Genomic DNA, 13,632 nt, shown 5'->3' on the forward strand with positions numbered 1-13,632 from the left:
CCCCACCCCTCCCCGCACCACCTCCTCCCCCCCCACCCCCCAACCCCCGTACGACCCCATAGAGAAGAGAGCCGACGATGAATGTCTTCCGTGGCGGGCGGCGCAGAGCCGCCGGTGCCCTGGCCCTGACCACCGCGCTCGCGCTGACCCTGGCCGCCTGCGGCGACGACGGCAGCGGGGCCGCCGGCGACAAGGGCGCCGAGGGCTCGGGCAAGGGCGAGATCACCTTCTGGGACAACAACGGCGGTGTGCGTACCGACGTCTGGAAGGAGATCATCGCCGACTTCGAGAAGGCGAACCCCGACATCAAGGTGAAGTACGTCGGGATCGCCGCGAAGGAGGTCCAGTCCAAGTACGACACCGCGATCCAGGGCGGTGGACTGCCGGACGTCGGCGGCGTCGGCGCGGCGATGCTCGCCGGGATCGCCGCGCAGAACGCGCTCGAACCGCTGGACGCCCGGATCGACGCGAGCCCCCTCAAGGGGAAGCTGAACACGGGCATGGTCGACAGCGTGCGCTCGGCCGGCGGCCGGGAGAAGCTGTTCACCGTCCCCACCTCCGCCAACAACGGCGTCCTGTACTACCGCACCGATCTGTTCAAGGCCGCGGGCCTCCAGGAGCCCGCCACCTGGCCGGCGTTCTACACGGCCGCCGAGAAGCTCACCGACCAGAAGAGCAACCGCTTCGGGTACACGATCCGCGGCGGCGCCGGGTCCGTCGCCCAGGCGCTGGACGCGATGTACGGCCAGAGCGGGATCACCAGCTTCTGGAAGGGCGACACGACCACCGTCAACGACCCGGCGAACGTGGCCGCCCTGGAGAAGTACGCGGGACTCTTCAAGAAGACCACCCCGGCCGCCGACGTCAACAACGACTTCACCAAGATGGTCGCGCAGTGGGACAGCGGCCAGATCGGCATGCTCAATCACAACCTGGGCTCCTACCAGGACCATGTGAAGGCGCTCGGCACCGGGAAGTTCCGGGGCATCCCGCTTCCGACGAAGGACGACGGCACCCGGGTGCAGGTGTCCAACCCGGTCGACGGTCTCGGACTGTTCTCGTCGAGCAAGAACAAGACGGCCGCCTGGAAGTTCATCGAGTTCGCCGCCTCCCACGAGGCCAACAGCAAGTGGAACGAGTCCGCCGGCGCCATCCCGTCCAACACCGAGGCCGCCCAGGACCCCTGGATCAAGGAGTCCGAGCCGACCCGGCTCGCGGCGGAGGCGCTGTTCAGCGGCAAGACCGTCATCGTGCAGCTGCCGTACTACCTGCCGGACTGGAACACCATCTCCAAGGCCGACAACGAGCCCGCGTTCCAGAAGGTGCTGCTCGGCACGATGTCCGCGAAGGACTTCCTCGACGACCTCGCCGAGCAGCTCAACAAGGCGCAGGCCGAGTGGAAGAGCCGTACCCAGTGAGGGGCGTGACCCGGCGCCGTCTGCTCGCGGCCGGGGCGGGCCTCGCGCTCGCCCCGGCCGGGGCGCAGGCCGCCGCCGCGGCCACCGCCCAGGCCCAGGACCCGGCCGCGGCCGCGCCCCCGAAGGGGACCCGTATGCGCACCCTGTACATCGCCGGTGACTCCACCGCCGCGCAGAAGTACGCCGACGCGGCGCCCGAGACCGGCTGGGGCATGGCGCTGCCGATCTTCCTGCACAAGGACGTCACCGTCGCCAATCACGCCGTCAACGGGCGCAGCACGAAGAGCTTTCTCGCCGAGGGGCGGCTCGACGCGATCCTGCGGGTGATCCGCCCCGGGGACGTGCTGCTCGTCCAGTTCGGCCACAACGACCAGAAGACCGAGGACCCGGCGCGCGGCACGGACCCGTGGACGACGTACCAGGACAACCTCCGCGCCTTCGCGGCGGCCGCCCGGGAGCACGGGGCGCTGCCGGTGTTCGCCACCTCGGTGGAGCGGCGCCGCTTCGACGCGGCCGGCACGGCCCTGCGGACCCTCGGGCAGTACCCGGCGGCGATGCGGGCCCTGGCGGTGCGGGAGGACGTCGCCCTCCTGGACGTCGAGGCGCTGTCCCTCGCCCTGTGGCAGCGGCTCGGGCCCGAGGCGACGAAGACGTACTTCAACTGGACGCCGACGGAACAGGACAACACCCACTTCAACCCGCCGGGTGCGATCGAGGTCGCCCGCCTCGTCGCGGACGAACTCCTGCGCACCCGGGTCCTCGCGCCGCACGAGACGCGCCGCCTGGACGACGAGATCCCCACCGACCAGATCACCTGGCCCCAGCCGCCCCAGACCGAGGAGAAGCAGTGAACCGTCGCAGAAGAATGTGTGTGGTGGGCGCGACCGCCCTCGTGCTCGGCGTCACCGCGCCGCTGTCCGCGGCCCAGGCCGCCCCCTCGCCGGAGCGGGCGACGCTCGGTGCCCGGGACGGCTGGGCCGCCGAGGGCACCGGGACCACCGGCGGCGCCGCCGCCACCGTCTCGCGGGTGTTCACGGTGCGCACCTGGGATGCCTTCCGGGCCGCGCTCGCGGCGCCGGGGACGGAGCCGCGGATCGTACGGGTGGTGGGCACGCTGAACGCGACCGCCGCCGGCTGCGGCGCGTTCGAGGCGCCCGGCTACGACTTCGCCGCCTACCTGGCCGCCTACGACCCGGCGGTGTGGGGGTACGAGAAGGTGGTCAGCGGCCTGCAGGAGGATCTGCGGGCGGCCTCCGCGACCGCGCAGGGGCAGGCCATCAAGGTGAAGGTGCCCGCCAACACCACGATCGTCGGCGTCGGGCGCTCCGCGGGCATCACCGGCGGCAGCCTGCAGATCACCGGTGTCGACAATGTCGTCGTCCGCAACCTCACCCTGGAGAGCCCGCTCGACTGCTTCCCGCAGTGGGACCCGACGGACGGGGCGACCGGGGCGTGGAACTCCGAGTACGACAGCATGGTGGTGTACGGCTCGACGCATGTGTGGATCGACCACAACACGTTCACCGACGGGGCCCACCCCGATTCCACGCTGCCCTCCTACTACGGGGAGGTGTACCAGCAGCACGACGGCGAACTGGACGTCGTGCGTGGCGCGGACCTGGTGACGGTGTCGTGGAACGTGTTCGCCGACCACGACAAGACGCTGATGATCGGCAACAGCGACAGCGCCGGCGCCACCGACCGGGACAAGCTGCGGGTCACCCTCCACCACAACCTGTTCCGGAACGTGATCGAGCGGGCGCCGCGCGTCCGGTTCGGGAAGGTCGACGCGTACAACAACCACTTCGTGGTGCCGGGTTCGGCCTACGCGTACTCGTTCGGCATCGGCCAGGAGTCCCGGCTGGTCGCGGAGAAGAACGCGTTCACGCTGGCCGACGGGGTGCCCGCCGGGAAGATCCTCAAGAAGTGGAAGGCCGCCCCGGTGACGGTGGCGGACAACCTGGTCAACGGCGCGCCCGTCGACCTGCTCGCCGTGCACAACGCCCAGTACCCGGGCGAGGCGCTGACCGCCGACGCGGGCTGGACGCCCGAGCTGCGCGCCCGGGTCGACGTGCCGCGGGCCGTGCCCGCCCTGGTCGACCACCGCGCGGGCGCCGGACGCCTGGGCTGAGCCCCTGGCCCGCTGTATCGCCCCCTCCCCCGATCTCCCTTCCCCCGTCTCCCCCTCTCCGAGCGAAGGAGCACGTCGTCATGCCCTCGCACCAGCACCGCACGGCCCCGCCCGGCCGGCGGGCCGTCCTCGCCGCCGGCGCGGCCGCCGCCCTGGCGTTCGCGCTGCCCCCGGTGCCCGCCCCCGCGAGCACCGCACGCCCCGCCGGTCCGTTCGGGCGGTTCGGCTCGCCCGCGCACCGGCTGACCCCGCGCACCCTCTACGTCCACCCGGGCGGCCTCGGCGACCATCCGACCGTCCAGGGGGCGGTGGACGCGGCCGGCGGACCCGGCTGGACGCTGGTGCTCGCCCCCGGCACGTACCGGGAGACCGTCCTCGTGAGCGCCGCCCGCACCGGCATGACCTGGCTCGGCGCGAGCGAGGACCCGAAGGACGTCGTGGTCGTGTACGACAACGCGGCCGGCACCCCGCGGCCGGACGGCACCCCGTACGGGACCAGCGGGTCCGCCACCACGACCGTGCAGGCGGACGGGTTCACGGCCCGGTGGGTGACCTTCGCCAACGACTTCCTGCGCACCGACCTGCCCGGCAATCCCGGCACCCAGGCGGTCGCGCTGAAGGCGCAGGGCGACCGCTCGGCCTTTCTGCACTGCCGGTTCCTGGGCCACCAGGACACCCTGTACGCGGACTCCATGGCGCTGAACACGCTCGCCCGGCAGTACTTTGCGCACTGCCATGTCGAGGGCGACGTGGACTTCGTCTTCGGGCGGGCCCAGGCGGTGTTCGAGCACTGCCGCTTCCGTACGCTGCTCCGCACCGATCTGCCCTCGGCGCCGTACGGCTTCGTCTTCGCCCCGTCGACGGCGCGCGGCAACCCGTACGGCTTCCTGGTCAGCCGCAGCCGGTTCGTCAGCGAGGCGCCCGACGGCTACTACAAGCTGGCGCGGCCGTGGGTGCCGGGCTCGGACCCGACGGCCTGGCCGTCCCTGGTCGTCCGGGACAGCGTCCTCGGGCCGGGGATCGACGCCGTGGCGCCGTACGCCAACATGCGCGACGCGTATCCGTGGCAGGCGCAGCGGTTCGGCGAGTACCGCAACACCGGGCCGGGCGCGGACGTCACCGTGCCGGAGAACCGGCCGCAGCTCAGCGCGGCCGAGGCCGCGTCGGCCACCCGGGCCGCGTATCTGGGCGACTGGACGCCGGTCGCCCCGTAAGGCCCCCTCCGCTCACCCTCCCCCCACCACCCCCCACCACGAGAGGACCCGCACGTCATGTCTCGTACCGCAGCACGCCCCCGGGGCACGCTCCTCGCCCTGACCGTCCTGGCCGCCTCCGTCGCCGGCCCGGTCGTCCTCGCCTCCCCCGCCCAGGCCGCCACGGTCGTGGTCTCGACGGCCACCGAGCTGGCGAGCGCGGTGAAGAACGCGGCCCCCGGCACCGTCATCCAGGTCAGGGGCGGCACCTACCGGCCCACCGCCACCCTGCAGTCCACGGCCAACGGGACCGCCTCGGCGCCGATCCGTCTGGAGCCGTACGGCTCGGAGTCCGTCGTCATCGACGGTTCGGGGCTGCCGGCCGGCGCGTGGATCTTCAAACTGACCGCGGACTACTGGACGGTGTCGAACCTGACGTTCCAGAACTCCCCGGACAGCGCGGTCGTCTGCACCTCCTGCACCGGCACGGTGTGGAACCGGATCACGACGCGGAACGGCGGCGACTCCGGCTTCACGCTCACCGGCGCCGACACGAACAACAACACCGTGCGCAATCTCGACTCGTACGGGCACTACGACGCCGCCAACCACGGCGAGAACGCGGACGGCCTCGCGATCAAGTTCGGGTCCGGCTCGGGCAATCTCATCACCGGGGCGCGCCTCTTCGACAACTCCGACGACGGCGTGGACCTGTGGTCCTGGTCCTCGCCGGTGACGATCGAGCACACCTGGGCCTGGGGCAACGGGCGCAACCGCTGGTCGGACTCCGCCTTCGCGGGCGACGGGAACGGCTACAAGCTGGGCGGCGACGGCGAGGTCGTCGCCCATGTGGTCAACAACTCGGCGGCCTGGTCCAACGCGGGCAACGGCTTCACCGAGAACAGCAACAAGGGCGCAATCGTGATCAACCGCACGACGGCGTACGCGAACGGCAAGTGGGGCTACTACCTCGCCACGGGCGCGGCCCGCCTCGGCCGGAACCTGGCCGTCGGCAACGGCTCGGGCCTGGTCAACAAAGGGTCCTCGGTGGTGTCGTCGGGCAACAACTGGGACTCCGGGATCGCGACCCCGGCCTTCGTCTCCACCAACCCGGCCACGGCCTACGGGGCGAGGAAGGCGGACGGTTCGCTGCCGGCGACGACCTTCCTCACGACCGGGTCGACGACGATCGGCTCGACAATGAACTGAGCGCCGATGCACTGACCCCGGGGGCAACGGTCTTCGCGTCCCACGCCCCGCGCTCCACCAGATCGAGGACGAGAGCGGCGATGTTCCACGCGTCGTCCTCGCCCCGGTGGTGGCGGCCCTCCAGCGGCAGCCCGGCGATCCGCAGGGCGCCCGCCATGCCGGGCCGCTTGCGCAGCCCGTACGCCTCGGTGAACACGGCCTTGGCGTTGGTGTGCCCCGCCTCGGCCGGCCGCCCGAACGGATAGGGCGCGCCGGCCGCCCGGCACTGCCGCTCGAACTGCTTGCGGTCGTAGTCGCCCCAGCTCGCCCAGGGGCGGACGCGGGCGTCGTACTCGTCGGCGAGCATCCGGCACGCCTCGGCGAAACCGACCCCACCGGCGACCTCGGCCGCGGTGAGCCCGGTCAGCTCGGTGCAGAATCCGCTGACCTCGGACCGCTCGGGCCGCACGAGTACGCGGTGCTTCCCCACCCGCCGGCGCGCCGTCAGATCCACGACGGTGAGCCCGATCTCGATGATCTCGCTCACCGCGCCGGGCGGCGGCTGTCCGTCCCAGCAGGTGGCCTCGACGTCGACGACGTTCAGCAGGGCGGGTCCGTGTTCCATGGCGGCAGGGTAGGGACGGCGGGCGGGGCGGGTCACGCGGTTTTCCGCGGCCCACCTCTGCGCCCCCTTGTCGTTCCCTTGTCGTTCATCCTTTGACGACCCCCAGCGGTACGAGGCGGGCGACCAGCCTCGCCAGTCCCGCGCGCTCGGTCGCGGCGGCCACGGCGTCGACGTCCTTGTAGGCGTCGGGCGTCTCCTCGGCGAGCGCCCGCCACGAGATCGGCCGGACGGCGATGCCGTGGGACTCCAGCTCCTCCTGCAGTTCCTCGCCCCGGACGCGGCGGAGCGCCTGGTGGCGGCTCCAGACCCGGCCCGCGCCGTGGGCGGAGGACCAGAAGGCCTCGTTGCCGGCGGTGCCAGCCATCACGTACGAGGCGGTCCCCATCGTGCCGGGCACAAGGACGGGCTGCCCGGCCTCCGCCAGGTCCTCCGGCAGCTCCGGATGGCCCGGCGGCAGAGCCCGGGTGGCGCCCTTGCGGTGGACGCACAGGCGGCGCCGCACACCGTCCACGTCGTGGGTCTCGATCTTGGCCATGTTGTGGGAGACGTCGTAGACGAGGTCCAGACTCGCCCCGGCGGCGACGTCGAACGCGTGACGCGCGGCCTCGGTGAGCAGCTGCCGGTTGGCGCGCCCGTAGTTGGCGGCGGCCGCCATCGCCCCCAGGTAGGCGCGGCCGGGCGTGGAGACGGCGGGGGCGCAGGCCAGCTGCCGGTCCGGCAGGTGAATGCCGAACGAGCGCAGGGACTGGTCCATCACGCGGACGTGGTCGCTGCACACCTGGTGCCCCAGGCCGCGCGAACCGCAGTGGATCATGACGCACACCTGGCCGGAGTGCAGACCGAAGGCGGTGGCGGCCGGCTGGTCGTACACCCGGTCCACGGCCTGTACTTCGAGGAAGTGATTGGCCGACCCCAGGCTCCCCACCTGCTGGAGCCCCCGGTCCACCGCCCGCTGACCGACCTGCGACGGATCGGCCCCCGCCAGCGTCCCGTGGTCCTCGCAGCGTTCCAGGTCGCGGGGTACGCCCCGGCCGTGATCGACCGCGTACGCGGCCCCAGCGGCCAGGAGTTCCTCCAGCTGGGGGCGTCCGGACAGCTTCCACAGCCCGCCGCGCCCCAGTCCGCGCGGCACGGTGTCCCCGAGGATGTCCATCAGGCGGCGCGTGTGGGGGGTCAGGGCGCCGCGATCGAGGTCGGCGGCGAGCAGGCGTACACCGCAGGAGATGTCGAATCCGACACCGCCGGGCGAGATCACTCCGCCGGCGTCGACGTCCGTGGCGGCCACGCCGCCGATGGGGAAGCCGTACCCCCAGTGCACATCGGGCATGGCGTACGAGGCCCGCACGATGCCCGGCAGCGTCGCCACGTTCACGACCTGTTCCAGCGCCTTGTCACCGGCCGCCTCCGGCAGGAGCTCCCGCGTCGCGAAGACGACGCCGGGGACCCGCATCGGGCCCTGCTGTGCGATGCGGAACCGTACCGGGGTCTCTTCCTCCAGAGTGATGTCCATGCCCGTCGTCCCTTCCCCGACCCGGTCCCCTCGCTTCCCCTCCCTTCCAGTAGACGCTCCGCGTCCCGGCTTCGCGCACCGTCGAGCACGTCGAGCACGGCGGGCGCCCGGTTCCTAGACTGGAAGGCGTGGCCCGGCCCAACGAAGAGGTCGAGGCACTCCTTCAGGAGTACGCGGACCTCATCGCCATCACCGGAGGCGAGGCGTTCAAGGCGCGCGCCTACGAGAAGGCCGCCCGCGCCATCGGCGGGCACCCCACGGACGTGTCCCGGCTCGACGCGGCCGGTCTGCGGGAGATCCCCGGCGTCGGCAGATCCATCGCCGAGAAGGTCGTCGAGTACTTCCGCACCGGCAGGGTCGAGACGATCGAGGAGCGGCGGGCGAGGATCCCGAACGGTGTGCGGCGGCTCATGGCGATCCCCACCCTCGGCCCCAAGAAGGCGCTGGCGCTCTACGAGGACCTGCGCATCTCCTCCGTGGACGAGCTGGCCGACGCGATCAAGGCGGAGCGGCTGCGCGACCTCAAGGGCTTCGGTGAGAAGACCGAGGCGAACATCCTGCACGGCATCGAGCTGATGCGGCAGGCCGGTGGGCGCATCCTGCTGAGCGCCGCCATGGAGACCGCCGAGGACATCGTCACGACCTTGTCCGGGATCGACGGTTGTGAGGACTGCGCCTACGCGGGGTCGCTGCGCCGCATGAAGGAGACCGTCGGCGACCTCGACATCCTTGTCGCCGCCGCCCGGTCGGCGCCCTTCATGAACGCGCTCACCGAACTGCCGGCCACCGCGGAGGTCCTCGTGCACGGCCCGAAGAAGACCTCCGTCCGCACCTCCGAGGGCCTCCAGGTCGACCTGCGGGTGGTGCGGCCGGCCTCGTGGGGCGCCGCCCTGCAGTACTTCACCGGTTCGAAGGCGCACAACATCCACACCCGTACGCTCGCCGTCCGCGCGGGCCTGAAACTCTCCGAGTACGGCCTGTTCGAGACGGAGAGCGGCGAACGGGTCGCCTCGCGGACCGAGGCGGAGGTGTACGAGCGGCTCGGCCTGCCGTGGATCCCGCCCACCCTGCGCGAGGACCGCGGGGAGATCGAGGCCGGCCTGCGCGGCGAGCTCCCCGCGGTGGTGACGGAGGACGACATCAGGGGCGACCTGCACACCCACACCGACCTCACCGACGGCCTCGCCCCGCTGGAGGACATGGTGACGGCGGCCGCCGCACGCGGCTACGCGTACTACGCGGTCACCGACCACGCCCCCGACATGTCCATGCAGCTCATGACCGACGACAAGATCCTCGCCCAGCGCGAGCGGGTGCGCGAACTGGACGGCAGGCACCACCGGATGAGGCTCCTGCACGGCACCGAGCTCAACATCGGGCCGGAAGGTGACGTGGACTGGCCCGACGACTTCCTCCGGGACTTCGACCTCTGCGTGGCCTCGGTGCACTCCCACTTCGGGCTCGGGCGGGACGCGATGACCCGGCGGATCGTCCGTGCCTGTGAGAACCCGTACGTCAACGTCATCGGCCATCCCACCACCCGGCTGATCGGCAGACGACCCGGGATCGACGCGGACTTCGACGAGGTGTTCGCCGTCTGCGCCCGCACCGGCACCGCCCTGGAGATCAACGCCCAGCCCGACCGCCTCGACCTCGGCGACGAGGACATCCTGCGGGCCAAGGAGTACGGGGTGAAGTTCGCCGTCGACACCGACGCCCACTCGATCCCGCAGCTCGCACACCTCCGCTACGGCGTCGGCACGGCGCAGCGTGGATGGCTCACCACCGACGACGTGATCAACACCTGGCCGCTGCGGCGGCTGCGCAGCTTCCTCCGCAAGGAACGGGCGGGCCGGCCGGCCTGAGCGGGCCCTCACACGTCGAGCGTCACCGAACAGGTCCAGCCGCCCGGTCCCCGGGTCATCACGGTCTCGTGCAGTGTGACGGCCTTCGGCGCGGCGCCCGTCACCGGAAGCGTCCCGGCGTCAGCTGTCCACAGGACGCCCCGCACGCCTCCGTCCACGGGGACGAGTTCCACCTCGACCGGGACCTCGCCCTCCGTGTCCAGCCGGTACACCACCTCGTCGAGCAGAGCGACCAGGACGTCCTCGTCCCGGTCCGCCCGTACCTCCACGTCCCGCCTGTGGACCCCCGCCGCCCCCGTCAGATCCAGGAACGAGGCGCAGACGCCCCGTACGGCCTGGGCGAGGCATTCCTCCCGGGTGGGAGCCCATGCCTCCACCCGCAGGTCCGCCGTGTGCGGCACGCCGCGGTGCCCGCTGCGGCCCGCCGAAGGGTCCGGTCCCACGGACTCTCTCCCTCCTGCCATCGCCGTGACAGCGCCTGCGCACCCCGCATCCCCCATTCTGCCGCGGGACGCGTGCGGCCGGGCGGGCCCCTTCTCGGGGCCCGCCCGGCCGGTTCGTACGCGGAGCGGGTGCTCTTCGCGGGGCGGCGGTTGTTATTCGAGCAGTTCCGCGTACGAGCCCATGGCCAGGGCGATGTCCGCCTGGGCCCAGAACCGGTGGTAGGTGAAGACGGGGGCGGCGCCGCCCGCCAGGTAGGCCTCGATCTTCGGCCAGGCCGGGTCGTTCTTGTAGAAGGAGCGGATGGAGGCGAAGGTGGCGGCGGAGTTCACGGCGTCGCCGTTGGGCATGGTGCCGGTCCAGCCGCTGGGGACGTAGACCGGGTCGTCGAAGCGGTTGTAGTCGGCGCGGGTCTCCGGGACGGCGATGCCGAGCGGGTCCTGGTAGTGGGTCCACATGCCGTCGAGGAGGGCCTTGGCGACCCGCTTGGCCTCGGTGTGGCCGGACTTGGCCGCGTAGTAGGTGAGGGTCTTGGCGTAGGCGGCGGCCACGCCGACGTCGTCGGTGTAGTCGGCGACGGTGACGTGCAGGCCGGCGTTGGCGCCGGGGCTCGCCGCGTTCCAGGTGTCGGGTGCGCCCGACCACTGGAGGGTGGAGGGGACGCGGTAGGTGCCGTCGGGGTTGATCGTGGTCTTGGACAGCGCCCAGGCGACCCACTTGTCGAGGACGGTCTTCGCGTCGGTGTCACCGGTCTGCTGGTAGTACTCGGCGACGCGCTCCATCGACCAGGCCTGGAAGCCGAACCACTGGTTGGACGGCGGGTCGTGGTAGACGGGCTTCTCGTCGTAGTACAGGCCGTGGAAGGTGGGGGTGCCGGCCGGCGGGGTGGCGTAGCGGCCCTGCCAGCTGTTGGTGGCGCCGCCCGCGATGGCACCCTCGTCGGACTGGAGCCAGCGGTAGAACTCCAGCTGCCGGTCCAGGCTGGTGCCCCAGTCCGTGGCGCCGGTCGCCGACTTCGGCTTCAGCGGGGCGTAGCTGCTCAGCGCGTAGGCGGCGAGCGGGTTCTGGTAGCCGCCGTGGGCGTGGCTGGAGCCGATCCGCCAGGCCCAGCCGGCGTTGGTGTCGGTGGCGCCGCCCCAGGCGTAGTACCAGGACATCAGGTAGTGCGAGCTGTTCTTGCCGCTGCCCGCGGGGCAGGTGGTCGGTCCGACGCAGTCGCCGGCCTTCTTGAAGTACTTGTCGAAGAGCGAGTAGCGCAGGTAGTCGCCCATCTTGGCGGCCTTGCCGACGGTCGTGGCGACCTGGGCGCCCTTGCCCTGCTCCTTGGCCCAGACGTCGGCCCAGTAGACGGCCTGGACGGCCCGGGCGTCGGCGTCGGGGGCGTTGGTGAACTTCCACTGCTTGGCGTAGGAGGAGTCCCCGGTGAACAGGTCCAGGTAGCCGTTCTTGCCGCCGTAGGAGAAGTTGTCGCAGGTGGGGTGGGTCACGGTCTCCCAGACGGACTCCTGCGGTCCGCGCTGGAAGGTGTTGATGTACGAGGGGCCGGTCGCCGTTGGGCCGGTGGAGCACTTCCCGGGCTCGTTGCCGTAGCCGTAGACGTTGTCGACGTCCTGGATCCAGTGCATGCCGTAGATGTCGTCGGTGCCGTACGCGCTCTTCAGCTCGCCCGCGATCGGGTCGGCGCCGGACGTCACCCCGGTGTCGAGCTTCGCCGGGTACTGGGACGGCAGGTCCCACTCGGGTGCGTAGGTGGCGGGCTTGGAGGCGTTGTAGAAGGAGTTGGTGGGCTGGTCGGCGTGGGTGGGGATCATGTACTTCTCGAGGGTGTCCCACGCGCCGTTGAACTTCGACCAGTCGCCGGTGATCTTCCCGTACATGGCCTGGAGCCAGACGAGATAGCTGTACGCCTCCGAGGTCGTCTCGTGGCCGTGGTCGGGGGCCTCGACGATCAGGGTCTCGACGGAGTGGTACGGGATGCCCTCGGGCGAGAAGTAGCCGTTGGCCGGGTTGGTGATCTTCCCGTAGAGGTCGAGGAAGCGGGCCTCGTACGCGGAGCTCGCGGCCAGCTGGGCGACGGTGACCTCGGCCTTGGTGTGGCCGGGGGCGGTCGCGGTGAAGACGGCGGTGCCGGTGCCGGTGGGCGCGGCGGTGACGGTCACCTTCTGGGCGGTGTTCCAGTTCGCCGGGGTGAAGGTGAGGGTGGCCGGGCTGGCGGTGAGGCCGGTGACGCCGGAGGTGCGGGCGACGCTCACGGTGACGTTCGCGGCCGGCTGGGTGGAGAGCTTGAGGTCGAAGGTGCCGGTGCTGCCCTGGCGTACGGACAGCTGGGCGGGGGTGGCGACGAGGGCCGCTCCGGCGGCGACGGTGATGCCGACGGGGGCGGATTCGCCGGTGGCGCCGAGGGAGTCGTAGGCCTTGGCGTAGAGCGAGTGGGTGCCGGCGGCCAGGGAGGTGGCACCGAGGGTGAAGGGGGCGGTGGTGTCGGTGCCGAGCAGGGTCGTGTCGCTGTAGAACTCGACCTTGCTCACGGTGGCGCCGTCGGCCGCGGCCGCGGTGGCGGCGAGCGGGACCGGGTCGCCCTGGGTGTAGACCGCGCCGGGCGCGGGGCTGGTCAGGACGGCGACCGGGGGCTGGTGGGCGCCGGTGCAGGGGGTGCCGTTGACGGTGAAGGAGCTGGGCGCCGCGTTGCTGCCGGTGTACGAGAACTGGGCGCCGGTGGTGACGGCGGCCCCGGCGGCGACGGTGCCGTTCCAGGCGGCGTTGGTGACGGTGATGTTCTGGCCGGACTGGCTCCAGGTGCCGTTCCAGCCGTTGCTCAGCTTCTGGTCGCCGGCGTACGTGTAGCCGAGGGTCCAGCCGTCGAGGGCGGTGGTGGCGCGGTTGGTGAGGGTGAGCTCGGCGGTGAAGCCGGAACCCCAGTCGTTGGTCTTGTAGTCGACGCTGCACTGCACGTCGGCGGCCTGGGCGGTGGGCGGTCCGACCGCGAGCAGGGCGGCGGGCAGGGCCAGTACGGCGGCCAGCGCGGTGAGCGGCCGGACCGGGCGGCGTGGGCCGCGGGGCCGGCGGAGGCGTGGTGGCATGCGGGTGGTTCTCCTCGCGGCTCGAAGGTGGGTGGTGCGAGGGAGCGTGGTCAAGCTCTGAACCAGTGGGAGCGCTCCCACTGTGCAGATCCGGCGTGACGCCGTCAAGACGGGCGAAGAGTCGAAGGCTTGTGAACGCGCCCGCCCAGGAAATTTGGTCAACTCCTCTTTTCCTTGGCGG

At 71.8% G+C, this 13,632-nt stretch carries 10 protein-coding genes; 6 read left to right on the forward strand and 4 right to left on the reverse strand.

Going from position 1 to position 13,632, the window contains the following annotated elements; translation table 11 throughout:
- The first annotated feature begins 77 nt into the window (after positions 1-77).
- The 5 genes from JAO84_RS00710 (at position 78) to JAO84_RS00730 (ending at position 5,951) form a co-directional block, all read left to right on the forward strand.
- The gene (locus tag JAO84_RS00710) at positions 78-1,418 is read left to right on the forward strand and encodes a sugar ABC transporter substrate-binding protein (protein WP_370409432.1); all 1,341 of its coding nucleotides are present in this window, start codon (positions 78-80) and stop codon (positions 1,416-1,418) included.
- Positions 1,419-1,423: 5 nt separating this feature from the next.
- The gene (locus JAO84_RS00715) at positions 1,424-2,269 is read left to right on the forward strand and encodes a rhamnogalacturonan acetylesterase (protein WP_370409434.1); all 846 of its coding nucleotides are present in this window, start codon (positions 1,424-1,426) and stop codon (positions 2,267-2,269) included.
- 14 nt (positions 2,270-2,283) lie between these two features.
- Positions 2,284-3,549 carry a polysaccharide lyase family 1 protein gene (locus tag JAO84_RS00720; RefSeq protein ID WP_370409436.1) on the forward strand — a complete coding sequence of 422 codons (1,266 nt, stop codon included), beginning with the start codon at positions 2,284-2,286 and terminating at the stop codon, positions 3,547-3,549.
- Between the two features lie 80 nt (positions 3,550-3,629).
- Positions 3,630-4,763 carry a pectinesterase family protein gene (locus JAO84_RS00725; protein ID WP_370409438.1) on the forward strand — a complete coding sequence of 378 codons (1,134 nt, stop codon included), beginning with the start codon at positions 3,630-3,632 and terminating at the stop codon, positions 4,761-4,763.
- A gap of 57 nt (positions 4,764-4,820) precedes the next feature.
- Positions 4,821-5,951 carry a right-handed parallel beta-helix repeat-containing protein gene (locus tag JAO84_RS00730; RefSeq protein WP_370409440.1) on the forward strand — a complete coding sequence of 377 codons (1,131 nt, stop codon included), beginning with the start codon at positions 4,821-4,823 and terminating at the stop codon, positions 5,949-5,951.
- Here JAO84_RS00730 and JAO84_RS00735 read toward each other — a convergent pair.
- Both JAO84_RS00735 and JAO84_RS00740 read right to left on the reverse strand, forming a co-directional pair.
- Positions 5,911-6,555: an exonuclease domain-containing protein gene (locus tag JAO84_RS00735; RefSeq protein ID WP_370409442.1), complete on the reverse strand. Its 645-nt coding sequence runs from the start codon at positions 6,553-6,555 to the stop codon at positions 5,911-5,913. The two genes, JAO84_RS00730 and JAO84_RS00735, sit on opposite strands and share 41 nt — an antisense overlap.
- Positions 6,556-6,640: 85 nt before the next feature.
- Positions 6,641-8,065, reverse strand: coding sequence for an RtcB family protein (locus JAO84_RS00740; protein ID WP_370409444.1), 1,425 nt, complete (start codon positions 8,063-8,065; stop codon positions 6,641-6,643).
- A 128-nt stretch (positions 8,066-8,193) separates the two neighbouring features.
- Here JAO84_RS00740 and polX point away from each other — a divergent pair, with 128 nt between their 5' ends.
- Positions 8,194-9,930, forward strand: a complete 1,737-nt coding sequence (gene polX, locus JAO84_RS00745; RefSeq protein ID WP_370409446.1) for a DNA polymerase/3'-5' exonuclease PolX — start codon at positions 8,194-8,196, stop codon at positions 9,928-9,930.
- 8 nt (positions 9,931-9,938) lie between these two features.
- Here polX and JAO84_RS00750 read toward each other — a convergent pair whose 3' ends face one another.
- Positions 9,939-10,373 (reverse strand): archease, encoded by a 435-nt coding sequence (locus JAO84_RS00750; protein WP_370409448.1) that lies wholly within the window; start codon positions 10,371-10,373, stop codon positions 9,939-9,941.
- Positions 10,374-10,526: 153 nt separating this feature from the next.
- Positions 10,527-13,451, reverse strand: a complete 2,925-nt coding sequence (locus JAO84_RS00755) for a glycoside hydrolase family 48 protein (RefSeq protein ID WP_370409450.1) — start codon at positions 13,449-13,451, stop codon at positions 10,527-10,529.
- Between the last annotated feature and the right edge of the window lie 181 nt (positions 13,452-13,632).

Origin of the sequence: Streptomyces fradiae (genome assembly GCF_041270065.1) — a bacterium.
Classification (GTDB): Bacteria; Actinomycetota; Actinomycetes; order Streptomycetales; family Streptomycetaceae; genus Streptomyces.